Here is a 23,689-nt window from a genome sequence, read left to right as displayed (position 1 = left end):
TAGTAGGGCTCGCTCCCTGCCAGAGTGGCAGCTATGGCGGTTCGACCGGCGTCGCTGTCGGTGTTTGCGAAGCAGGCGATGCAACCCCTGTGGAACGCTTTGAGTTCATATCAGTCCCACTGACCGTGCACCCTGCGCGGTCGCCTCATCCACGAGTGCGGCTACCACCGATGGCACGTCGCCGGGGCTCTTCGCCGCCGCCACGAGGGTCTTCTCTCCATGCCGACTGATGGACTCCACGGCTGCCTCAGGACTTCGGTCATGCCTGTGGGCGCCTGCGAGCACGCCTGCGGCGAATTCCATGATCTCCACTGTCGAGCGGTAGCTGCGCTTCAGTTCCACATAATGGGCATCGTGGCCGAAGCTGTCGAGAATCGCCTGGGTATCGGTAACCCCACTTACCGGGTTTATCGCCTGGCTCACATCACCCAGCACTGTGAACCTAGCACTGGGGAACAGCGTTTTGAGAACCTCGTACTCTGCGGGCGTGTAATCCTGCATCTCATCGATTACTACATGCCGCATCCTCGCCACGTGCTCGGGCGCCCCCATAAGCATCAGGCCAAGCAGCGTGTATGGCGCCAGGTCTTCATAGAACAGCTTCCCGCTGCGGATGGCTTCGGCAGTGACTGTGCACCCTGGCGCCCATGCCTGGTTGGTGTCATGGAATCCCAGATACGCATCTGTGAGCGAGAACAGGCCCCATTCTGAGAGTGAATCGAGGAAGCGTGTGGCTGCCTCTCGTAGCTGCGGGGGAACGTTCCTGGCATCTCGGTATACAGTGTAGAAACTGACCCATCCATCATTGCTCAGCCGCTCCCGCACGTCGACCTCGGTATCACGCTCCCGCGCGATGTGGCCAGCAACCCACCGAGCCGCGGTGCGGCGCGCACGGTTGACCCGAGACTGAATGGACTGGCCGGGCAGTTCCTCATATGCCTTACGCAGGCTGTCGCCGGAGAACTTCGCACGCTTCGCTGAGCCGTCGTCGAAGACGAAATCGGGGAAATCCACCGAGGCCGTTGTCAGGTGCTCGGCGTAGCGAGTGAGCGCAGGGATGATCTCCCTTGAGCTCTTGAATGATATCGAGAGGCTGCGCGGATCGCCTGCGGACACGCTAGGATGCTCAAGGCAGTACTCGATATGAGATGCATGATCCTCCACGGAGAGCCCGGACGGGAATACTGACGAGGCAAGCTCCGCGAAGGTGAGCTCCTCCATGTTCTCCTCTCCAAGCTGGGGAAGGACCGTGGATATGTAATCTTTGAACACCGGGTTGGGTGACAGCATCAGAACACTGGATGATTCGGTGACATCGCGTTCCGAATAGAGAACGTAGGCCACCCTGTGCAATGCCACGGACGTCTTGCCACTTCCTGCTGCACCTTGCACCACCAGTACCCGGTGCTCCTCGTCGCGAATGACCTCGTCCTGTTCACACTGGATGGTCTGGACTATCGTCCTCATCTGCCCATCGGTGCTTCGCTCAAGGAGGTCCTTCAGGATGTCGTCATTTGCACGCACTCCCGCATCGGCGATGTCGAGGAGTGTAGAGCGGTGCACCTCATACGTCCTCTTCGTGGGCATGTCGCCTGGGATCACGCCCATCGGCGCAACATACTGTGCGCGTCCCGGCTCGAACTGGTAGTACAGTTTGCATATAGGTGTGCGCCAGTCGTAGACCAGCTTCTGCCCTGCGGCGTGATGGAAAAGCCAGCCTGTGCCCACGTACACCGCCATGATATCGTCTTGATCATCTGGCTTGAAATCGACTCTTCCGAAGTAGACTCTAGGCTCCATGGTGATGAGTTGCCGGAGGAGCCTCGACTTGATGATGGGGACACCTGTCTCCTGCTCCATGAGAGTCTGCAGGCTGGCGATGTCGGCGATATCCGATTCCGCCCGAGTATCCGCAGCGTACGCCGCCAAGCCGGACGACACTCTCTCGGCCTGCTTCAGTGCCCTCTCAATCGCTGTGATCTGCACGCCCACCTCGCTGAACGTATGCTGAAGTCTGGTCCGCTCAGCTAGGAGTTCCAGCGGGGAAATGTCGTCGAGAGCCATTGGAATTCCACCTCCGTTTCAGCTGCCCCGCGGGGAGACAGATGTCCTTGGCCCCAATACGGGGGTGCGTCGTGTCGGATGGCCTGGCAATACCGGATCGGATGGCGCCGGATGTAGCGGCACCGGATGTAGCGGCACCGGATGCAGCGGCACCGGAGCTAGTGGTGTTGGAGCCGGTAGTGCCGGGCCTGACTGCGTCACAGGGGCAATAGTATATCACATCTGCGACGAGCGATGCGAAACGACACCCAAGGCCCTAGGACCCAAGACAAGCGGCGCCCAGGACACACCTAGGAACGATCACGTAGCAATCGTCGTGGATTCTCATTAATGGGGAAGAATCGCCGGGAAATCCCCACGCATGAGAATCTGAGGCGGATTATTACTCAAAAATGAGAAACGGCAGGGCATTCGTGCGGATCCCGAACTGTGCGCAGAAGTCCGCCCCTCGCACTCGGATACGCATAGCAGCTGTAGCAGGCGTGAAGGGGAAGGTCGACTCAGCGCCTCCGATCCTTGTGGTCTCGATCTTGGCGTGACGGAGTCAGATTCTCATTAATGGGGAAGAATCGCCGGGAAATCCCCACGCATGAGAATCTGAGGCGGATTATTGCTCAAAAATGAGAAACGGCAGGGCATTCGTGCGGATCCCGAACTGTGCGCAGAAGCTCGCCCCTGGCGACCACCTGGAGTGCGTTTGTCATCAATGCTTGTCACAGCCGTGACCTCATTTCGCCGACCTGAGGCATCTCACCAGAGATGGGTTGGACCTGGCCAGATCCTTCGCTGATCAGGCTGCACTCGCCATAGGAAGTGCTGAGCTTGCGCGTGCAGGCGGAGGAAACAGCAGCTGCCGCAGAGAGAAGCAGGTTCGCGAGGGACCTGCATGATGCCGTAACCCAGACCCTGTTCTCAGCTAGTATCATCGCGGAGGTTATTCCCAAGATATGGACGAGAAACCCGGAGGAGGGGAGGGACGCCGTCGTCCTGACGAACTGTTCATCATTCATCATTCATGCGCACGCCGCTTGACCTCTCCATGTTGCTCTCCATGTTACTCTCATGTAACCCCCATGCAACGCATGTCCATTACTATCACGCTGGCAGTGGTGCAGTCTACTGTGCCTTCGCGTCTTCGTGCTGTTGTACCCGGACGGGCGGACGCGACGACAGATTACGCAGGGGGGATGGCGTTGGACCCGAAAGAGCTTTACCGCCGGAAGCTTGTTGCGATTGAAGATGCCGTGGCGCAGGTGAAGTCGAACCAATCGATTGTGATCGCCATGTGCGCCGCGGAGCCTCCAGGGCTTCTCAATGCGGTCTCGTCGCGGAAAGACGAACTCGAGAATGTCACTATCATGTCGTGTCTGCTCATGAGAGACTACGAGTTCCTGAAACCTGAGATGAAAGGCCATTTCCTGAATGAGGCGTGGTACTATGGGCCGAACTCCTACAAAGCTCACGCGGGCGGAACTGTTGCCTTCCTTCCCAACAACCTCCACGAGTGCGGGGTGAAAAAGCGAGACCTCGATCCCGCCGACATCTTCTGGGGCACTGCGACACCAATGGACAAGAATGGCTACATGTCTCTCGCGCTATCAGTGACGTACGAAAAGCCCATGATCGCCGGGGCAAAGATGGTCGTCCTCGAGATCAACGAGAACCTTCCACGCACGTTCGGTGATACACAGATCCACATTTCGCAGGTGGACTACGTGGTTGAGAACACAGTGCCCCTAGTGGAATTGCAGCCCATTGAACCCACTGATACCGAGGCGGAGATCGGCCGGAATGTTGCCAGCCTGATCGAGGATGGCAGCACGCTCCAGCTCGGCATCGGAGGGATCCCCAATGCGGTGACGTCGTGCCTGCTTAACAAGCACGATCTCGGCGTGCATACTGAGATGGTCACCGATGGCATGGTGGATCTGTTCAACGCCGGGGCGCTTAACGGTCGAAGGAAGACGCTGTGGCCTGAGAAGATGGTCGGGTGTTTCGCACTTGGCACGAAGAAGCTCTACGATTTCGTCGATGATAACCTTGGGGTTGAGTTCTACGGAGGACACATAACCAATGACCCCTACGTAATCGGGCAGAACCACAAGATGGTTAGCATTAACACCACCCTGCAGGTGGACCTCACCGGGCAGGCGAACTCTGAAACCCTAGGCGTGCGCCAGTACAGCGGCGCCGGCGGAGCCGCGGACACGTGTAGGGGGGCCCAGAGGTCTGCGGGAGGCAAGTCAATACTGGCCCTGCGGTCAACTGCGAAGAATGGCACAATTTCCACAATCGTGCCATGTTTCAGGGACGGGCAGGCTGTCACGATCACCCGCTCGGATATCGACTACGTAGTGACCGAGTATGGAATAGCCCACCTGAAGTCGATGAACGTCAGGAAGCGTGTCGATAGGCTGATCGCTATCGCCCACCCGGATTTCCGGGAGGGGCTGTGGGCGGAGGCCAGGGCGCTTTCATATGTATAGTCGTCTGTATGGTCGTTGATCTCTATGGCAGGCAGCAGCTTTACATGGTCGCGGCGCGCAGTGGGCCGACGACAACCAACGGATGGAGGTGTTTCGAATGGACAGGTACGCCACCATAGTCGGAACGGGCATGTATCTTCCTGAGACCGAGATGACCAACGAGAAGATGGCGGAGCATTTCGAGGCGGTTCGCCCAGGGCTTGGGCAAGTCGTGTTCAAGCTTCAGGATTCCTCGAGCATACGGAAGCGCTGGTATGCTCCACGGGAGTGGGCGACCTCTGACCTGGCCGTTAGGGCAGGGCAGGAGGCTCTGAAGAACGCTGGCATCGCACCTGAGCAGCTTGATCTCATCATCCTGGGCACTGATTCGCCTGACTATACCACCCCAGCGACCTCGGTGGTCGTCCAGCACAAGCTGGGTGCGGTGAACGCGGGCACGTTCGATGTGGGGTGCGCATGTGCATCGTTCCCAACCGGAATCGCGGCAGGGGCCAGCCTTCTTGCGACGAACAGGTGGATGAAGTATGTCCTGGTGATCGGGGCGTACATGATGAGCAAGCTTGCCGACCCCAATGACGTCACGTCCTTTTTCTACGGAGATGGGGCGGGGGCTGCTGTGCTCGCTGTCGACTCCAAGCCCGGCTTCATAACCTCATCATACGTTGCAGATGGCGCCTACCACCAGGCTTGGGGCATCTACTCCGGCGGCACGTTCGAGCCAGCCACGTGTGAGTCGGTGCAGGCTGGCCGCACCGCCGTGAAACTGGTTGGCAAGTACCCTCCTGAGGTGAACCATGAGGGCTGGCCGAAGGTCGTGCGCTTTCTTGCGGAACGAGGTGGGTTTGACCTTTCCGATATCGATCAGATCATCTTCACCCAGGTCCGCCTGAACTCAATCAAACTGGTGATGGAGACATTGGGCCTGCCAATCGAGAAAGCTCACTGGATCATGGAGGAGTGGGGCTACACCGGTTCTGCATGCATCCCGATGTGCCTCGATGATGCAATGAGGAAGGGTAAGATCAAGTCGGGAGATCTGCTAGTGCTGGTCGGATCGGGTGTCGGCTACAACCAGGCCGGTGTTGCTCTCCGGATGCGGTAACGGATCACGGGGTTCAGCTCGGCGCAGCCAGTCGCAGCCGGTCGCAGCCAGTCGCAACCAATTGCAGGGAGGTGTGAGAATGGGAGTTCTGGAAGGCATAGAATCCAAGTACATTGATGTTCCTCGCCTGCGGTTCCACGTACTCACCAGGGCAGTTCGGGAAGGTGGGACAGTTCGGGAAGGTGGGACAGTTGGGGGCCGTGCGGCAGCCAGGCTCTGCGGCCCTGCAGGGGCAGGGGAACCGGTCATGTTCCTCCATGGCAATGCCTCATCCTCTACGTTCTGGGAGGAGGTCATTCTTGCCCTGCCCCCTAGATACCTGCCCATCGCACCTGACATGAGAGGGTACGGGCTCTCGGAAGTGAAGCCCATCGATGCTACTAGGGGTGTTCGGGACTGGTCGGACGACATAGATGAGCTTGCCTCTGCAATGGGGTTCGACAGGTTCCACGTGGTGGGTTGGTCGTTGGGCGGCGGGGTGGCCATGCAGTGCCTCATAGATCATCCAGATCAGGTAATGAGCCTGACTCTGGTCGCGCCTGTGTCGCCTTATGGGTTCTCCGGCGTCAGGGGATGCGATGGTCAGCCATGTTTCCCCGACTATGCAGGGTCCGGGGCCGGCGGCGTGACGCCGGACTTCCCAAGGCTGGTGAAGGAGAAGGCCCGGGAGGGCGGCGACAACCCGATGCTGCCCCGAAATGTGCTGAACATGTCCTATTGGAAGCCGCCTTTTCGCGCGGCGCGAGAGGAGGACTTCCTGACCTCGCTTCTTAGTACTGCAATTGGCGAATGGAACTACCCGGGCGATTTCACCCCGTCGCCCAACTGGCCGGGGTTTGCCCCTGGGCCGAAGGGGGCGTTGAACGCGTTTTCATCCAAGTACTTCCGCACTGACGGTATTGTCGATGTATGGCCAAAGCCGCCGATATTGTGGGTTCGCGGCGCTGATGACCAGATCGTATCGGACACCTCGTTCTGGGATATTGGCACGCTTGGCAGGATAGGGCTGGTTCCCGGGTGGCCCGGAGATGACGTTTTCCCGCCGCAGCCCATGATAGGGCAGACCAGGGCGGTGCTTGACGAATACAGGCGACGTGGAGGCGAATGCCGGGAGATCGTGTTCGCCGACTGCGGGCACTCTCCGCATGTTGAGAAGAGGGAGGAGTTCGTTGAGGCGCTTCTGGCCCACATTGGGTAGATGGAGCAGTGCGCCGCTTCGGATCGGCGCCTACCCCAGGTATCTGGGATCGAGATATGTTTTCCCTGCGAGCCCGGGGACTGGCCTATACTCCTTCACCATGATGTTGTAGCTCAGCGGCAGTATGGAGGCGCGGCGCAGCCAGGCGAGTTCAGGCTCTTCATCATCGGTTGCGACGATGAGATGGTCGACTTTGTGTTCGAGGGCCATGTTGTTGGCTGTAGCCAGGAGCGCCCTCAGCTCAGCCTGTCTCTTGCAGCTGTGCCCGCGCCTCCCGTCTGTTCCACGCTCAGCCATGACATCGATCACGTTCCACACGCGGATCTCCTCACCAGGGCGTGGCACTTTCGGAACCGGGATCACATGCCCGATTCCGCGCATGACCGTGCCAAAAGCGGTGAGGCCGGGAGGCATGGCAGCCACTCGCCTGGTGTAATGGTGGGAAACATCCCATATCTTCAGGGATGAACCTCCGCACTGCAGTTTCGCTAGCAAGCAATCATCATACAGCGATTGCATGTGGGCGAAGTCGCGCGCCATGGGCCATGCTTCGTAGTCTGCATAGTGCTCTTCCAACACGCGGTACTCTTGGGCAGCATCTACTGAACTGCTTATCTCAACAGAAAGCGTGACTGCACGGCGCCGGAAGGCGGGGAACACCAGGAATTTCTTCCCTCCCCGTCGCGTTGCGCCCATGCGCTGTGAGATACTCTCTGAGCGGGAGTTATCATCTTTGATCAGTCCGAATATGAACTCCGCGCCTTGTTCGAGGAGCCTCTCCTCGAATGCTCTCCAGAGAACATACATTGCCCGGGAAAGGCCCGTGTTCGTCTCGGGGTTTGAACGCAGGTCGAACATGTAGGCGCCCATGCGCGTTTCCCCGTCGATCCTCAGCTTCAACAGGGCTGCAGCCATCACCCCGTGAATCCTGTGCGTCGTCTCGTTCTCTCCAACCATGAGCACGTAATCGCCGAACTGCTTCGCGCGGCTGAAGAAACTATCCCGCTCATCTAGCAGGCGCACTCGGTCACCCTGCCCGGCCGTTTTCTCAATTCGCAGCAAGGTCTCGTCATCACGGAGTTCAGCTGGCCTTATGATCATGGTCAATGACCTCCTGGAGATTTACAGCGCTGCATACAGGAGAACCCCCACGTAGAAGAGGAGAAGTGCGGCTTTGACCACGGGTGAGTACAGCACCCCAACTTGATACTCCGGGGTGCGTTCCGAGCGCGCGCGGGCGCGGCTAAGAACGAAGATGGGCAGCACCGCGAGGATTACTCCGCCAACCGCCCCGGCGGCCTGGATCATATCAAGAAACCCGAGCTTCCCCGCAAAGACTATCGCAAGAGAAGGCAGGACTGTGATTCCGAAGGCGATCAGCCTGGAGCGAACATTCCATTCCGACTTGAATCGGAGAATCTCTACGACATTGCCCAGGGATGCGCCGGCCGCTCCCCAGAACGACGTGACCAGCGCCAATAGAGCGAAGATGTTGACTGCGAGGTAGATGACCGGCCCCAAGGCGTGGCCCCATGATATCGTCACTACCTCGGAGATCTGCTCCGGATTCTGCAGCCCGAAGATGGCGATGGGAAAGGCGACAAGAAATAGGAGGTTGATCCCGAGCCCCCACTTGACTGCGCGAGGTATTAGCCGGGGTTCGTAAGCCAACCCGCGCACTACTTCAGGCACTATGGTGTGGGACATGGACGTGAACACCCCGACCGGAAGAATGGCCACTATTGGCGCGAGGGAGAACCTCGAAAGGCGAGATGCGTCGAACCCGGGATGCAGAATGGAGGCTATGGTGAGCGCCACGAGGGCTGCCCCCATGGCAATGCTGGCCCATTTCTGCGCAGCGCCAGTCGCCTTCAGGCCCAGCCACACGATACTTGCACCCGGCAGCAGGAATAGGAGCGCACCCACCGACGGCGGAAGCTCGAAGAGAGAGGAGATGATCCCGCCTCCGCCTATCACGTAGGCTGTGAGAGACGGGATGGCCAGCCCCACGGTGAGTGTGGACATGAGCAGCAGGTAGAACCGTCCATAGCGGGAGTTGAACATGTAGGTGCGCATCAGGCCGACCAGTTGTCCGGGGCTGTTGGTTCTAAGCATCAGTTCCACGATGTATAAGTGCGAGATGAGCGAGAACAGCGTCGTCACTACTGAGACGATGACCGCTCCGGCGTACCCTGAGGCTCTCGCGGCGTATGGGAGAGACAGAATAGCTGCGCCAACATTGGCGCCAACAAGAAGCAAAACCGCTTCTGACAGGGTGAGTTTCCGAAAACGCAGAGCGCCTTCTGTGAGCTGGCCGGACATGGATCCACCCCTTCACGCCGTATGCGATGCGCACCACCGAGCATCCAACGGCTCGGCCTGCCGCGGCGGCCCCGCGGCAGGCCGGGCGCCGAGACACTGCGCGAATACTTTACACACTCCGCGTCCGAATCCTTCTCGAATTTCGATGGCAATCAGGAACAAGCCTGTGGTCCTTTTGCAGATACCGAGGGAATTGGGAATGCCTTCGTCTTGACACTGGTATTGTGAGATAATACACTAGCAGGTGTAATAGTGCTAGCCGGAGGAAGGTCGCGGGAGAGTCTCATTAGTGGCGTGTAGCCTGTAGTGGGCGCCGAAGGAGCAAAGGTACTCTGCCAAGCCGAGGCAGTATCCACAAACTCTCAGGCAGAAGGACCGCGACTGGACGGCGCCTCTGGAAAGCTTCGCGAGGGCACCGAAGGAGTAAATCTCTCAGGTTCCAAGGACAGAGAAGCAATACGGCATCTGCATTGCCGTACTTGTTTTCTCTGCCTTTTTCATTTTCCGCAAGGATGCTCACACTAACTCCGCGGCGTAATGGAGGTGCTCACGATCATGCCGTTGCACTATCGGATCATCACAAACAACCCGTCTGTAGCTGCGCGGTGGCCCGAGAGCACTGAATGGATCGACGGCAGTGCTAATCAGGTTTTTCTCAGGGCAAGAGACCTTGTCCACCGTTGCCACTGCCTTCTCACTCACCCGTTGGCCGGTTCGGTCAAGCCTAACCAAACACCATATCGGTCGATTGTCGTGGGGGATGTTCCTGCTGCCACAGTCGACTACGACTCGCTCCGGCTGATCGAGGGGGCGCTATCAGTTGCCGCGCGACTCGGGCCTCCGAGGTTCGCTCGCCGCGGCGACACGACGCGGGCCAAGGAGAGCGTCGCAACTGCCGTTGCCGCGCAGATGCCTGCAAGGCTCGACGACGACTTCCAGCTAATCGATTTCACGCTCATGCAGAGTGCTGTGGAGAGTCTGGGAGCGCAACACATCCCGAACCGCGTTTTTACACAGCTGAACGATGCTGATGAGGGCAAGATGAGGGGGCAGCGATAAATGGCCACTAGAGAAGTTGACGTCGCCATCGTCGGAGGCGGACCCGCAGGCCTTTCGGCCGCAATCTACGCTTCACGCGCCAGGCTCACAACTGTTGTGCTGGAGAAGGGACGGCCGGGCGGGCAGGCCAGCACAACAGAGTCGATGGAGAACTACCCTGGGTTCGCCAAGGGTATGAGCGGACCGAAGCTCATGGAGCTCTTCGCCGAGCACGCACAGGAGTTCGGGGCCGAGATCCTGAAAGAGGATGTCGCCTCCGTGGAGTTCACGCCAGAGCGTAAGCTGATCCGGACCCGCAAGGGCAACGATTACATCGCGAAGGCAGTCATCGTCGCGCCTGGCGCCGAGCCGCGTATGCTGGGTGTTCCAGGCGAGCGGGAGCTGCGTGGGAAGGGCGTTTCCTACTGTGCGACGTGTGATGCGGATTTCTTCACCGACCTCGACGTGGTCATCGTGGGCAACGGCGACTCTGCTCTGCAAGAGGCGATGTACCTCACCAAATTCGTGAATTCGGCTACAATCATCGTGGTCCACGACGAAGGAGTTCTCGACGCTACCGCCATCATTCGGGAGCGAGCGTTCAAGAATCCCAAGCTGAAGTGGGTATGGAACTCAGTCCTGGCCGAGATCCGCGGCGACGGGATCGTGGAAACAGTCGTCGTCAAGAACATCAAGACCAACGAGATGATGGAGATCGAGACCAACGGGGTGTTCATGTTCGTCGGAACCGTGCCCAAGACCGAGTTTCTCCGCGGTGTGGTCGAAATGGACCAGCGCGGCTATGTAATCGCTGATGACATGCTCGAAACCTCAGTTGACGGCGTATACTGCGCCGGCGATGCCAGGGTGAAGTTCATCAGGCAGGTAGTGACGGCCGCCGGCGACGGCGCCGCTGCTGCAATAGCCGCCGAGAAGTACATCCACGAGGAAGAGGGCTTCCGCGAGATGGTTCTGGAGCCCGAGCTTCCGGTGCTGGTCACCTTCTGGAGTCCTACATCTCCGGCTTCCCTCGAGCTGATGCCTGCCATTGAGAAGATCGCGGAGGCAAATGCGGATAAGCTCGTGCTGGTTAAGATCGACATCTACAAGAATCAGCGTGTCGCTAAGCGTTACGGCATCACCGCAGCACCAGCCCTGGCCTTCTTCCATAGGGGGCGCCTGATTGAGAAGGTCGCGGAAGCGGCGGCAGGGCCGGAGCTCGAGTCGAAGGTAGCGAGCATAATGCGCAGTTGTGGCGAATAGCGGTGGCGAATAGCGGTGGCGAATGGCTGCAGCGAGTGATTGTGGCGCGCAGCTATGGCGACTAGCTGTGGGATTCTTCTAGCGTCACTGCAAAGGAGGTGAATGAGATGCTTGAGGTCAATAAGGAGACTTTCGAAGCTGAGGTGCTGCAGATTCCCGGCCCTGTGCTTGTGGACTTCTGGAGCACTAAGTGCGAGCCATGCATGGCTCTGGTTCCTGAGGTTGAGGCGCTGTCCGAGAAGTATGGCAAACAGATCAAGTTCTGCAAGCTCAATGTCTTGGAAAATCGCAGGCTGGCCATTGGCCAGAGGGTGCTGGGTCTTCCCACGATCTGCATGTACAGGAATGGTGAGAAGATCGCGGAGTTGACGAAGGACGATGCGACTGTCGCCAACATCGAGGCGATGATCAAGGAGCAGATCTGAGTGACTGCTCTGGAGGTGAGACAAATGCGGTTAGAACTTGGCAAGATACGCATCAAAGACGTTCAGTTCGGACCTGTCACCAAGGTGGAGAACGGTGTCCTCTACGTGGACAAGGCCGCAATCGAGGCGATCGCCCGCGAGGATGAGAGGATCGTCGATGTCAAGGTCGAGCTTGCCCGCCCCGGGGAGGAAATCCGCATCATCCCTGTGAAGGACGTAATCGAACCTCGAGTCAAGGTCTCCGGGACTGGCGGCGTGTTCCCAGGAATGGTGAGCAAGGTCGAGATGGTCGGCAATGGCCGCACTCATGTGCTTTCCGGCGCAGCCGTGATCACCACCGGCCGGATCGTCGGGTTCCAGGAGGGCATCATCGACATGAGCGGCCCTGGCGCCGCGTACACTCCGTTTTCAAAGCTCAACAACGTGGTGGTCGTGTGCGAACCTGCGCCGGGCCTGCCCCAGCACGAGCATGAGGCCGTCGTCCGCATGGCAGGGCTGAAGATCGCAACGTTCATCGGCGAGGCCGGTCGGGTTGTAGAGCCGGATGAGATCGAGTCGTTCGAGGTTATGCCTCTTCTCGATCAAGTCAAGGCCTTCCCGGGTCTGCCGAAGGTAGTGTATGTATACATGCTCCAGAGCCAGGGGCTGTTGCACGACACCTACGTGTATGGCATCGATGCCAAGCGCACTCTGCCCACGTTGATCTACCCAACTGAGGTGATGGACGGCGCCATAGTCTCCGGGAATTGCGTCTCTGCGTGCGACAAGAACACTACCTACCATCACCAGAACTCGCCAGTCATCCATGATCTCCTTGCCAGGCATGGGAAGGACATCAACTTCATCGGCGTGGTGGTCACCAACGAGAACGTGACTCTGGCCGACAAGGAGCGCTCCTCGAACTTCGCGTCGAAGCTCGTTGAGATGCTCGGGGCCGACGCAGCCATCGTGTCGGAGGAGGGCTTCGGAAACCCCGATGCCGACCTCATCATGAACTGCGTGAAGCTGGAGAAGAAGGGCATCAAGACCGTTCTCGTTACCGACGAGTATGCTGGCCGGGATGGCGCATCGCAGTCATTGGCTGATGCGAACCCCCTGGCAGACGCTGTCGTGACGGCGGGGAATGCCAACGAAGTGATCGTCCTGCCTCCTATGAAGAAAGTCATCGGCCATCCAGACGCGGCCGACACCATAGCGGGCGGCTGGAACGGATCCCTCGCAGCCCATGGGTCCATTACCGCTGAGATCCAGGTTATCACCGGCGCTACTTGCGAGCTTGGCTTCTCGGAGCTTTCCGCTCGCGAGGCGTAGCAGCAGCAACTTCACATTACACGGGAAAGGAGATGCCGCAATTGATCCTCAAGGGTAAGAAGATCGTAGCCCTGGGCGACCGCGATGGTATACCTGGCGGCGCCATAGATGAGTGCGTCAAGTCGGCTGGTGGCGAGATTATCTTCTCCGTCAGCGAGTGCTTTGTCTGAACGGCCGCCGGCGCAATGGACCTAGAGAACCAGAGGCGGGTTAAAGAACTGGCCGAGAAGTACGGGCCAGAGAACATAGTCATCGTGCTTGGAGGGGCCGAGGCGGAAGCGTCAGGCCTCACAGCGGAGACTGTGAGCAACGGAGACCCGACCTATGCAGGTCCGTTAGCGGGAGTCCAGTTGGGACTGAGCGTATGGCACATTCTGGAGGACGAGATCAAGGCAGAGATTGACCCCGCAGTGTGGGAAGCCCAAGTGAGCATGATGGAGATGGTTCTCGACGTAGATGCCATCAAGAAGGAGGTTAGCACAATCCGCCAGCAGTACAGCAAGTACTAGGACGGCGAGTTGGGCTAGCTTCTCCCAGGGGGGGAGAGCGTAATGACCAAGAAAGTGCGGATAGTCCACTACCTCAACCAGTTTTTCGGGCAGATTGGGGGAGAAGACAAGGCTGGAATCCGTCCTTTTGACAAGGCAGGCCTCGTAGGCCCCGGAATGGCGTTTGCCGCGGCCCTGTGGGATCAGGCGGAAATCGTCGGGACAGTCATCTGCGGCGACACGTATTTCGGCGAGAACATGGAGACGGCCACAGCTGAGGTGGTTGCTCTCATCCAGAAGTACGAACCCGACCTGCTCATTGCCGGCCCTGCCTTCAACGCGGGACGTTACGGCGTAGCCTGCGGCGCAGTGTGCGCAGCAGTTGCGGAGAAACTCCAGATTCCGGTGGTCACCGGAATGTATCAGGAGAACCCCGGTGTTGACATGTTCCGCAAGCAGGCCTACATCGTTCAAACCGGCGACAGCGCGGCCGGAATGCGCACTGCCGTCCCTAAGATGGCCGCGCTCGCGCGCAAGCTGGTTCATGGGGAGCCCACGAATCCTGCGACCGATGGTTACCTCAGCCGTGGCATAAGGCAGAACTACTTCGCCACTGAGCGGGGATCGAAGCGCGCCGTGGATATGCTAGTCAAGAAGCTCATGGGCGATTCCTTCGAAACCGAGTATGCGATGCCCCATTTCGACCGGGTGCATCCCAACGCGGCGATCAAGGACATGGCCCATGCCACTATCGCTCTGGTTACCTCGGGCGGGATCGTGCCGAAGGGCAACCCCGATCACATTGAGTCCTCCTCGGCTTCGAAGTACGGGAAGTACGACCTTGAGGGGATCAGCACCCTTACCGATCAGAGCCATCAGACCGCCCACGGAGGCTACGACCCGGTGTATGCCAATGCCGCGCCAAACCGGGTTCTGCCAGTGGATGTCATGAGAGACCTGGAGCGCGAAGGCGTTATCGGTAAGCTTCATCGTTACTACTACGCAACGGTTGGCAACGGCACTTCTGTGGCAAACGCGAAGAAGTACGCTGCGGCCATCGCAAAGGAACTGGTTGAGGCCGGAGTCCAGGGCGTCATCCTAACCAGCACCTGAGGCACTTGCACACGTTGCGGTGCAACGATGGTCAAAGAAATAGAGCGCGCGGGGCTCCCAGTCGTGCACATGTGCACCGTGGTCCCCATCTCCATTACGGTTGGGGCGAACCGGATAGTGCCTACAGTTGCGATTCCGCACCCGCTGGGCAATCCATCGCTTACACCTGAAGATGAGAAGCGACTCCGCCGTGGTCTGGTTGAGAGGGCGCTTAGGGCTCTCCAGACCGAAGTGGAGGACCAGACCGTCTTCGAGAAGTAGACTTAAGAGCGAGTCGGGGGTCCCGGCGCAAGCGCCAGGCTCTGTTCTGCATGCTGCATAATGCATGCGGCATGGGGTGGCGCTATGTGCCGGGACCCATCGTCAAAGATGCGTCAGGAGGTGTCTGGATGGACTACCCCGTCATTCGTGGCGTTAGCTACGCCCTTGTTCATGCCCCATCTCTGCTCCTCGAGATGGGAACAACCCAAACGATGGAGCGAGAGGCCAACCCGGATTCTGAATACCTTAAGGAACTGCCTAAACATCTTCGCACATATGAACAGTGCATGAGTTATCCCCCGAACCAGGCCTATATTGGAAACATCACCCCGGCTGAACTCGCAGGCATTGCGCGGCCCTGGCACGGCAAACCCCTGGAAGGCGCGAAGCGAGTCGGCAGGTACGGCGAGGTGCTGCCGGAGGACGAGTTCTACGGCCTGATGAGGATTGTGGACAGTTTTGACCTGGTGGCACTGGAGGAGAGCTTCGCGAAGGGCATTGCCGCCGCGATGGCGGCGAGCCCTGTGTGGCGAGAGAGCGATTCAGCCAGGCTCGGGAGCGGCGCGCCGACTGAGGAGATCGAGCACCTGGTTCGCGATGCCCATGCTGAGCCTCTGTACAGCGCGGGGCGGCTCGTGGGGTGTGTGAGGGCAGCCCATGAGCGGGATCGGAACCTGTCGTCCCATGTGATGATGGAGAATCTTGCGGCCAAGGCCTCCGGTGTACTGGCTCTCAGGCGCCTCATTCACAACATGGGTATCGATGCCGGGGAGATCGACTACATCATCGAGTGCTCTGAGGAAGCGTGTGGAGACATGAACCAGCGCGGCGGCGGCAACTTCGCCAAAGCAGTGGGCGAGATGGCCGGATGTGTGAATGCCACTGGATGCGATGTGCGCGGGTTCTGCGCAGCGCCTTCCCATGCACTGGTCAACGCTGCATCGCTTGTGAAGGCGGGCGTGTTCCGCAATGTGGCGGTGGTCGCCGGCGGCGCCACGGCCAAACTGGGGATGAACGGGCGAGACCACGTGAATAAGGGGTTGCCGATTCTCGAGGATGTGCTGGGAGCGTTCGCGGTTCTGGTTTCGGCAAACGATGGCGTCAGCCCTATCATCCGGACTGACGCTGTGGGTAGACACACCATAGGCTCAGGCTCATCTCCGCAGGCCGTTATGACCGCAATTGTGGTTGAGCCTTTGGAGAGGGTAGGGCTCAAGCTTTCGGACGTGGACAAGTACTCTCCTGAGATGCAGAACCCTGAGATCACCGAGCCTGCAGGGGCTGGCGATGTGCCCAAGGCCAACGTCAAGATGATAGCTGCCCTTGCTGTGAAGAAGGGCGAAATCGCACGTACCGACATAAACGCGTTCGTGGAGGCCAAAAGTCTGCCCGGGTTCGCACCCACACAGGGGCACATTCCGTCAGGCGTACCACTAATCGGATACTTCAGAGAGGAACTCATGGCCGGAAGGATGCGGCGCGCACAGATCATCGGCAAGGGTTCGCTGTTCCTTGGGCGCATGACCAACCTGTTCGATGGAGTATCATTCTTACTGGAGCCGAACCCTGGGGATTCGGGAGCGGCCGAGGCAGGACATACGACGGGCTGCTGCGGAGGCGGCGCCGCCGGACCCGGAGTCGGAACCGGGCTCGAACTCGGACCCGGGCGCGGACTCGGACCCAGACTCGGACTCGAAGCCGGGTTCGGACCAGGACATGCGGCCCGTAAGCCGCGCATAGGGCTTACAGTGCTAGGCTCTGAACATGGACCCGAGGAGATCATCCGCGGCGCCGAGCTTGCGGCGAAGTCATGCTCGGATCTTGAGGTCGTGCTCATCGGGCCCCGGGGTGCGCACTGCGCGGCCGACGAGCACGAGCAGCACCGCCGTATGGAGGAGTTGCTGGATTCCGGGGAGATCGACGCGTGTGTCACCATGCACTACAGTTTCCCGATAGGCGTATCCACGGTAGGGCGCGTTGTGACTCCAGGCAGGGGCCGGGAGATGTTCATCGCCACCACAACCGGCACATCGGGCACTGACAGGGTGGAGAACATGATCAAGAACGCGGTGTATGGTGTTGCCGCTGCTAAGGCCTGCGGAGTGGCTGAGCCGACTGTGGGCATTCTCAATGTGGACGGAGCGAGGCAGGTAGAGCGGGGATTGCGGAGGCTCGCGGAGGCGGGGTATGCCGTCTCGTTCGCGGGATCCGCAAGATCTGACGGCGGAGCAGTGATGCGCGGAAACGATCTCCTCATGGGGTCTCCAGATGTGATGGTCTGCGACACTCTCACGGGAAACCTGCTCATGAAGATCTTCTCAGCATTCACCACAGGCGGTGACTACGAGGCATCGGGGTACGGTTATGGTCCTGGAGTTGGCGAGGGGTACAACAGGATCATCATGATCCTCTCTCGCGCATCAGGCGCTCCGGTGGTGGCCGCGGCGATCCGATACGCTGCTGATCTGGTAAACGGGCGCTTGCGCGAGGTGGCCGCGGCGGAGTTCGCTGCGGCACGTGGGGCTGGGTGGCCTGCTGTTACTGGAACAGATAAAGCAAAGGCAGAGGCCGGCTGCGCTGCATCTGCTGGGGCCGATGGCAGCGCGCATGCTGAGGCAGCGGCGCCGCCGACGAAGGTAACCACTCACGAGATCACCGGCGTCGACATTCTGCAGCTCGATGAGGCTGTGCAGGCGCTTTGGGCCGCGGGAATCTACGCGTCCACCGGAATGGGATGCACAGGGCCGGTAGTGATGGTGGCTCATGAAGACACAGAGTCCGCAAAGGAAACACTCGTACGAAGTGGGTATCTATAGCTCGGCGGTCGCAGCGCTAGAATAGTTGGCGCCCTGGCGCGCCAGGGCCATCAAAACCAGTATTCAGCACCATTATCCACGCCGCTCTCTGAGTCTGGGGCATCTGAGCTTACTCACTGTGGTTCGAGGCGATAGTTCTATGCGTACCGTGAGTACTGTACGGAATCCGTACTGGTTCGCCGGGCAACCAGTACGGATTCCGTACAGCGCTTGGTCTAGTCGGCCGCCAGTGGGACCCCAAAGGGCTCGTTTCATCCTAAATTATGTAATCAAGCCATTCCGTGGTTGGCATCTGGTGCTCTTATTGGCATAATCGTCCGCGCTTCGAAGGCCATTCGCCGGTTTCGCCGTCGGTGTTGTACGAAATCCGTACAGGCACTCAGCGTTCCCAGTACGAAATCCGTACTGTCGCCCCATACGACCCGCATTTCGATGTGAACTAGGCCTACATCGCCATCGCATAGCACAGGTTGTACTGAAGGAAAGAGAGAGAGTCTTCTCCATTCGGTTTTCTCTACAGCACTACTCTGCCTCAAGCAACAGGCTGGTCGCATTCGCCACGAATGCCAATTCGCCACGAATGCCAAGAACGACCTGACCTGTGCGTTCTGCAGCATATCCCCGCAAAGCAAGTCACATCCGACGTGAATCCAGACACCCAGGACAACAGCTCCTGGCCTCGCCGCCTGCCGCTTCGCCCCCTTCGCCCGATAGTGTCGTCTCCTGCGCCGACTAGCGCGGGTCCTCCTCAAGAGGTAGGGCAAACGTGAAGGTGCTTCCGGCGCCGAGCGCGCTTGTTAGCCAAATTCGCCCTCCGTGCGCCTCTACGAGAGCCTTGGTTATATATAGACCGAGCCCTAGCCCTTCGCATCTGTCCCGGGCCTCGCGGGAACGGTAGTATTTCTCGAATATCCGGACAGCATCCTCAGGAGACACTCCATCGCCCTTGTCCACCACAGACACGACCGCCTCGTTGCCGTTTCGTGCTACAGACACTAATACCTCGGAGTCTGACGGGGAGTACTTGAGAGCATTCGACACCAAGTTCATCACCATTCGCTCCACCCGCGCCGAATCCATATCCACCATGAGCCGCTCTGCTGGGAGGTGCAGGGCTACCCTGTGGAATCCAGGACTATCCGCACTCCGTTCCATGAGATCGCGGAGGAACATGACAAGATCAGACAGCCCTTTTCTGAGGTGCAACTGCCTCGAGTAGATTCTCGAGGACTCTGTAAGGTCAGATATCATCGAGTTTGCGTTCCGCGCGGCCTTCACGATAGCATCTGCATGAGCGTGGACGGCATCAGGCCTATCGGTCATTTTGAGAGCCATTTGGGCCCTGGCCATGATCAGTGTGAGGGGAGTCCTGAGATCGTGGGACACAATCCTCACGTATTCCTCTTTCGTCTGCTCCAATTCGTGAATATCCGTGGTGTCGCGGAATGTGATGATGGCCGATGTGACCCTGCCATCTGGGTCCCTCAGCACCCCTCCACTGAAGGAAAGGATTCTGCGCTGTCCATCGCCGCAGCTTACAAGGTATTCATCATTCGCGACGCTGCGTCCATCCACCAACTTGCGATATGGCATTTCAGTTTCGAGCACTTCTGAGCCATCGAGAGAGACCATCTCCGCGCTGCTGGAGACAAGCATCCTGCCGAATTCCTGGGGCGACAGGCCGGTCAGCCTCTGAGCATTGGGGTTTGCCAGCACGAGGTTGCCGGACCCGTCGAATATGATGACGCCGTCCTCGAAACTCTGCAGGAGTGCCGCCATCGTCTCCGCGGAATGCTGGGCGATCGCTCTGGCTTCCTGTTCGGCAGCGAGAAACCTCGCCTGCTCGGCGAAGGCTCCTTCACGCGCGATTGCCATTGAGCACTGCTCGGCTACTAGACCTACGTATGACATGTCTTCCGGGGTGAGTTCAGGGCCTTCGCTGCGGAACAGGAATGTAAGCATGCCCAGGAACTTGCCGAGGGAGATCAGAGGCGCACAGAGGGCCCTCTGCGCTCCGGCGACCTGTAGAAGAGCGTGGTCTCCCGCGGCGGCCTCGCGCGCAGCATAATAGATCGGTCTGGATGACTCCATGACCTGTTTCAGACATGCCTGGGCAATGTCGGGTGTGAGATCTGGCTTCCAGCCAGAGGCGGAAGACTCCACGAAGGCATATGGCGAGTCGCTGGACGGTGTGTCTAGGAACAACGAGAAGTAGTCCGCAGATAGCATGGCCGCGCACTTCGACCCGGTTGCCGCGAGCGCCTTGGAGAGATCGTTGCCGCGGTTCAGATCGTGTGCGATTGCCGCAAGGGATTCCTGCTTTCTCATGGATGAGACCTGTTCGGTAATGTCGGAGACCGTCACCATGACACTCGCTGTTCCTGAAGAAGGCCCCGAGATCGGAATGTAGTCGACAGTCCAACACGTGTAACCCAGCACACGTTCGGGGGCTGAGGAGTATGTGCACACGCTGATGCGTCTGCCTGTCTCGATTGTTTCCTTTATAAGGGAGTGCGTGACTCCCGAGTTGTGCTTATGCAGCGTCTCACGCACTGCCACGCCGCGCAGCTTCGACGCGGGAGTGGATATCCCGGCCATGGCGGTGAATCTCGAGTTCACGGCCTGATATCGAAGGGATGACGCGTTGATGATCGCGGTGCCCACGGGGGCTGCATTCACCATACTGCCGATGAAGTCCGCCATCGCATCCTGGCCTTCTGGGATCTGCTGCGCAACACAATCCGCATCTGGTCTCTGCATGGGATCGCGCTTGAACACGATCCATCCAGTGAATCTGCCATCTTCGTGAATTGGAATAATGCTGCATTCATAATCACGCTCGCCAGAATCGGTGATCATGCGCAGCGAACGCTCTGGAATAGGGTTGCCAGATCGCTGTGCTTCGAACAGTGCGTCTTTCACGGCAACGTAGAAATGGGGGAAAGCGTCGGTAAGCCGCCTGCCTATGAAACTTGCAGCGGAGCCGCCTGCCCTCTCGGCGCACTTCGCGTTCAATGCACGCAGAACCAGACTTGAGTCCAAATACATGATGTCACACTTGGATGCCTGGAGGATCGAATTAAGGAGACTGGCTTGCTCTGAGGCAGAGAGGACGCAGTTCACCGGCGCTTCCATCGCCACTCAGATCTCCTCCATTCTTGCGTTGCCGAACCCTGTCTCTCGGGCGAGCGCAATCAGCAAGGATGGGCCCCCCGAAGGCTGAAGGGTTGATGAGCGTCGACATTACAGAGACAGGGTGATTTGTCTCGGGTTCATTCGCCGAATACCGGTGCGAACCCTTCTGATGGGGCATGCCAAGAATCAGCGCGGCGGTTGGGGAGTTTGGTTCGTTCAGCATACGTTCCGTCCATCAATGCTTCGAGAATACACTAGTCGTAGGGCAGAATGGGGTATTCACTTCTCCGACCATACTGCGGGACTACACAGAGCTATCGGTGGCGGCGGTCTCGCCAACCGCGCCAACGCCCATGGAAACTTGGTGATGCTGTGAACCGCGGGTTGTGTCAGTCAGTGCGCACTGCGGCAGTCGTATTGGTGGGAAGGGCGGCACGGGCGGGCTCACGGCTTGCCCGCGTTGGCGGAGGATCATCCCTTCCCGGCCTGTTGGCCGAGGGGATTGCCCCTGGCGTCGTGGCGGAGATAGTCGGACGCTCACACTGCAGGGCAGTGGTCGTCACCGGCTCCAATGGCAAGACCACCGCCTGCCGCCTGATCACACAGGCCCTTCTCAAGGAGGGGCTCCGTGTTGCCGGCAACGCATCTGGGGCAAACATGCCGGCCGGAGTCGCCTCCGCTGTGATCGGCGCATCGTCTCTATCGGGACGGCTTTCCGCTGATCTGCTCGTCCTGGAGGTGGACGAAGCCAGCATGCGGTGCGTAGTGCCTGAGGTGGCCCCGGCTGCGGTCGTAGTGACCAACTGCTTCAAGGATCAGCTGGATAGATATGGGGAGGTGGACACAACCCTCAGCCTGATAAGGCAGGCCACGGATAAGCTTTCGGCTCGGAGCGTCCTAATTCTCAACGCGGACGACCCTCTAGTCGCAGATCTGGCCAGAACTGCACGGTGCAAGTCGCTATTCTTCAGCGTGGAACCTCAGAAGCAGAAGATCGCAAGCACGCCCTCTGGGCCGTGCACTGGGGGCGACCCTGCCGCAGCAGGCGCAAGGGACGCCGTGAACTGCCTTGTGTGTGGGGCGCATTACGATTACGAGTACACCATACTCGGCCATCTGGGGCGCTATACCTGCCCCAAATGCGGAGCATCCCACCCGCGAGCACACTTCGTGGCGCGCGATCTTGCCGAGAGGCCCGGGTCTCTGTGGTCGTTCACGCTGGAGGCCCCGGATTCCTTTGGGGGGCAGCCTGGCGGCGCCCGGATTGCTCTAGACGTATCGCTCGCCATACCTGGTCTGTATAACGTGTATAATGCACTCGCAGCCGGAGCGTGCGCGCTTGCGCTCGGGGCCTCGGAAAGAGCCGTCGCGGAAGGCATCAAGGGAACACATTCGGCGTTTGGCCGGATGGAACAGATGATGATTGGCCAGGTCAGGGTCAGGTTAATCCTCGTGAAGAACCCGGTCGGGCTCTCTGAGGTTGCGAAGTCGGTGGCCTTGGACGAGTCCATCGGGGCGATCCTTATGTGCCTGAACGATCGGTACGCTGATGGGCGAGATGTGTCGTGGATATGGGACGCGGACCTCCGCGCCCTGGTGTCGAGGTTTCCTCGGATCCGGACCCTGGTATGCTCAGGGACTCGCGCGTGGGATATGGCTCTGAGGCTGAAGTATGCCGGCGTTGCGCAGGAACGCATCGCTTGCGAGCCGTCCATCGGGCGAGCACTGGAGAGAACCCTCGCTTCCGTGAAGCCAGGTGAGACCCTCGCGATCCTTCCCACATACACGGCAATGCTAGATGTGCGTGAGCGAATGAGACGTCGGGCTCATCTTCCGGAATTCTGGCGCTCCTGACCTGGGCCAGTATCGCCTAGGATCCGAAAAGGAGACTGCACATGACATGATGGAGCTGCGCGTATGCCACCTGTACCCCGACTTGATGAACACATACGGCGACGCAGGCGACATGCTAACCATTCGGCGAAGGTGTGAGTGGAGAGGCATCAGGGTGAGGATTGTAGAGGTATCGCTTGGCGGACCGGGCGACCTATCCAGATGCGATATCCTGTTCATCGGCGGAGGGCAGGACCGTCAGCAGCGACTTGTCGCCCACGATCTGATGTCTTACAAGGCACAGGATCTCTCCGGCGCCGTTGAATCCGATGCGGTTGTCCTGGCGGTATGCGGCGGCTATCAATTACTGGGGAGGTACTACCGGCTGCCTACCGGCGAGCAGCTGCCAGGCATAGGAGTGCTTGATGCCTGGACTGAGTCAGGCGCCGTGCGCCTCACAGGCAATATCGTGGTAGATGCCGAGTTCAGAGGAAAGAGAATGACCCTGGTGGGATTCGAGAACCACTCAGGCCGGACTTACCTGGGGCCACGGGTGCGAATACTGGGCAGAGTGCTCAGGGGGTCGGGGAACAATGGCAGAGACATGGGAGAAGGGGTGGTCTTCAGAAACGTGGTAGGCACCTACCTGCACGGCCCCCTTCTTCCGAGAAACCCGGCCCTATGCGACGAGCTGATCAAGGCGGCTGTCGCAAGGAAATATGGCAAAGCCAGCGGCCTCTGTGCACTGCCGCCCCTTGATGACCGGCTGGAGGAACAGGCCCGTGATGAAGCACTCGCCCATGCTCGCGTGAGGCTATGAGGCCCCCGGTCCCG

At 59.3% G+C, this 23,689-nt stretch carries 17 protein-coding genes and 2 riboswitches; of the genes, 13 read left to right on the top strand and 4 right to left on the bottom strand.

Annotation, left to right across the window (positions count from 1 at the left end; genetic code table 11):
- Nucleotides 1-105: 105 nt before the first annotated feature.
- Nucleotides 106-2,064: an AAA family ATPase gene (locus VB144_01930; GenBank protein ID MEA4882416.1), complete on the bottom strand. Its 1,959-nt coding sequence runs from the start codon at nt 2,062-2,064 to the stop codon at nt 106-108.
- Nucleotides 2,065-2,892: 828 nt separating this feature from the next.
- On the opposite strand from VB144_01930, the gene VB144_01925 reads away from it, so the two are divergent.
- The 4 genes from VB144_01925 to VB144_01910 all read left to right on the top strand — a co-directional run bounded on the left by VB144_01925 (nt 2,893) and on the right by VB144_01910 (nt 6,850).
- The gene (locus tag VB144_01925) at nt 2,893-3,096 is read left to right on the top strand and encodes a histidine kinase dimerization/phosphoacceptor domain-containing protein (protein MEA4882415.1); all 204 of its coding nucleotides are present in this window, start codon (nt 2,893-2,895) and stop codon (nt 3,094-3,096) included.
- A gap of 161 nt (nt 3,097-3,257) precedes the next feature.
- Nucleotides 3,258-4,550, top strand: coding sequence for an acetyl-CoA hydrolase/transferase C-terminal domain-containing protein (locus tag VB144_01920; GenBank protein MEA4882414.1), 1,293 nt, complete (start codon nt 3,258-3,260; stop codon nt 4,548-4,550).
- A 97-nt stretch (nt 4,551-4,647) separates the two neighbouring features.
- Nucleotides 4,648-5,652: a ketoacyl-ACP synthase III gene (locus VB144_01915; protein MEA4882413.1), complete on the top strand. Its 1,005-nt coding sequence runs from the start codon at nt 4,648-4,650 to the stop codon at nt 5,650-5,652.
- Nucleotides 5,653-5,731: 79 nt separating this feature from the next.
- Nucleotides 5,732-6,850 (top strand): alpha/beta hydrolase, encoded by a 1,119-nt coding sequence (locus VB144_01910; GenBank protein MEA4882412.1) that lies wholly within the window; start codon nt 5,732-5,734, stop codon nt 6,848-6,850.
- A 30-nt stretch (nt 6,851-6,880) separates the two neighbouring features.
- On the opposite strand, the gene VB144_01905 is transcribed toward VB144_01910, so the two are convergent.
- The gene (locus tag VB144_01905; GenBank protein MEA4882411.1) at nt 6,881-7,951 is read right to left on the bottom strand and encodes a hypothetical protein; all 1,071 of its coding nucleotides are present in this window, start codon (nt 7,949-7,951) and stop codon (nt 6,881-6,883) included.
- A 21-nt stretch (nt 7,952-7,972) separates the two neighbouring features.
- Nucleotides 7,973-9,172, bottom strand: coding sequence for an aromatic amino acid transport family protein (locus tag VB144_01900; protein ID MEA4882410.1), 1,200 nt, complete (start codon nt 9,170-9,172; stop codon nt 7,973-7,975).
- Nucleotides 9,173-9,435: 263 nt separating this feature from the next.
- Nucleotides 9,436-9,560, top strand: a riboswitch (glycine riboswitch).
- Nucleotides 9,561-9,631: riboswitch (glycine riboswitch) on the top strand.
- A gap of 96 nt (nt 9,632-9,727) precedes the next feature.
- On the opposite strand from VB144_01900, the gene VB144_01895 reads away from it, so the two are divergent.
- The 7 genes from VB144_01895 to grdC all read left to right on the top strand — a co-directional run bounded on the left by VB144_01895 (nt 9,728) and on the right by grdC (nt 17,887).
- Nucleotides 9,728-10,231: a GrdX family protein gene (locus tag VB144_01895; protein ID MEA4882409.1), complete on the top strand. Its 504-nt coding sequence runs from the start codon at nt 9,728-9,730 to the stop codon at nt 10,229-10,231.
- Complete coding sequence (gene trxB / locus VB144_01890) at nt 10,232-11,473, top strand: thioredoxin-disulfide reductase (GenBank protein MEA4882408.1); 1,242 nt, start codon at nt 10,232-10,234, stop codon at nt 11,471-11,473.
- Nucleotides 11,474-11,580: 107 nt separating this feature from the next.
- The gene (locus tag VB144_01885; GenBank protein MEA4882407.1) at nt 11,581-11,898 is read left to right on the top strand and encodes a thioredoxin domain-containing protein; all 318 of its coding nucleotides are present in this window, start codon (nt 11,581-11,583) and stop codon (nt 11,896-11,898) included.
- A gap of 24 nt (nt 11,899-11,922) precedes the next feature.
- Nucleotides 11,923-13,209: a glycine/sarcosine/betaine reductase component B subunit gene (locus VB144_01880; protein MEA4882406.1), complete on the top strand. Its 1,287-nt coding sequence runs from the start codon at nt 11,923-11,925 to the stop codon at nt 13,207-13,209.
- 32 nt (nt 13,210-13,241) lie between these two features.
- The gene (gene grdA / locus VB144_01875) at nt 13,242-13,718 is read left to right on the top strand and encodes a glycine/sarcosine/betaine reductase complex selenoprotein A (GenBank protein MEA4882405.1); all 477 of its coding nucleotides are present in this window, start codon (nt 13,242-13,244) and stop codon (nt 13,716-13,718) included.
- A gap of 42 nt (nt 13,719-13,760) precedes the next feature.
- Nucleotides 13,761-15,071, top strand: a complete 1,311-nt coding sequence (grdB, locus tag VB144_01870; GenBank protein MEA4882404.1) for a glycine reductase complex selenoprotein B — start codon at nt 13,761-13,763, stop codon at nt 15,069-15,071.
- A 128-nt stretch (nt 15,072-15,199) separates the two neighbouring features.
- Nucleotides 15,200-17,887, top strand: a complete 2,688-nt coding sequence (grdC, locus tag VB144_01865; protein ID MEA4882403.1) for a glycine/sarcosine/betaine reductase complex component C subunit beta — start codon at nt 15,200-15,202, stop codon at nt 17,885-17,887.
- A 732-nt stretch (nt 17,888-18,619) separates the two neighbouring features.
- Here the strand turns inward: grdC and VB144_01860 are convergent.
- The gene (locus tag VB144_01860; protein MEA4882402.1) at nt 18,620-21,022 is read right to left on the bottom strand and encodes a PAS domain-containing protein; all 2,403 of its coding nucleotides are present in this window, start codon (nt 21,020-21,022) and stop codon (nt 18,620-18,622) included.
- A 420-nt stretch (nt 21,023-21,442) separates the two neighbouring features.
- Between VB144_01860 and VB144_01855 the strand changes: the two genes are divergently transcribed.
- Both VB144_01855 and VB144_01850 read left to right on the top strand, forming a co-directional pair.
- Entirely contained in the window at nt 21,443-22,876 is a 1,434-nt protein-coding gene (locus VB144_01855) for a MurT ligase domain-containing protein (protein ID MEA4882401.1), read from the top strand.
- 46 nt (nt 22,877-22,922) lie between these two features.
- The gene (locus VB144_01850) at nt 22,923-23,675 is read left to right on the top strand and encodes a glutamine amidotransferase (protein MEA4882400.1); all 753 of its coding nucleotides are present in this window, start codon (nt 22,923-22,925) and stop codon (nt 23,673-23,675) included.
- Nucleotides 23,676-23,689: the final 14 nt, after the last annotated feature.

The organism is Clostridia bacterium, assembly GCA_034926675.1.
Classification (GTDB): domain Bacteria; phylum Bacillota; class DTU025; order DTU025; family DTU025; genus JAYFQW01.
The sequence above is the reverse complement of the archived record's forward strand: the minus strand, read 5'-3'. Positions and strand labels throughout refer to the sequence as shown.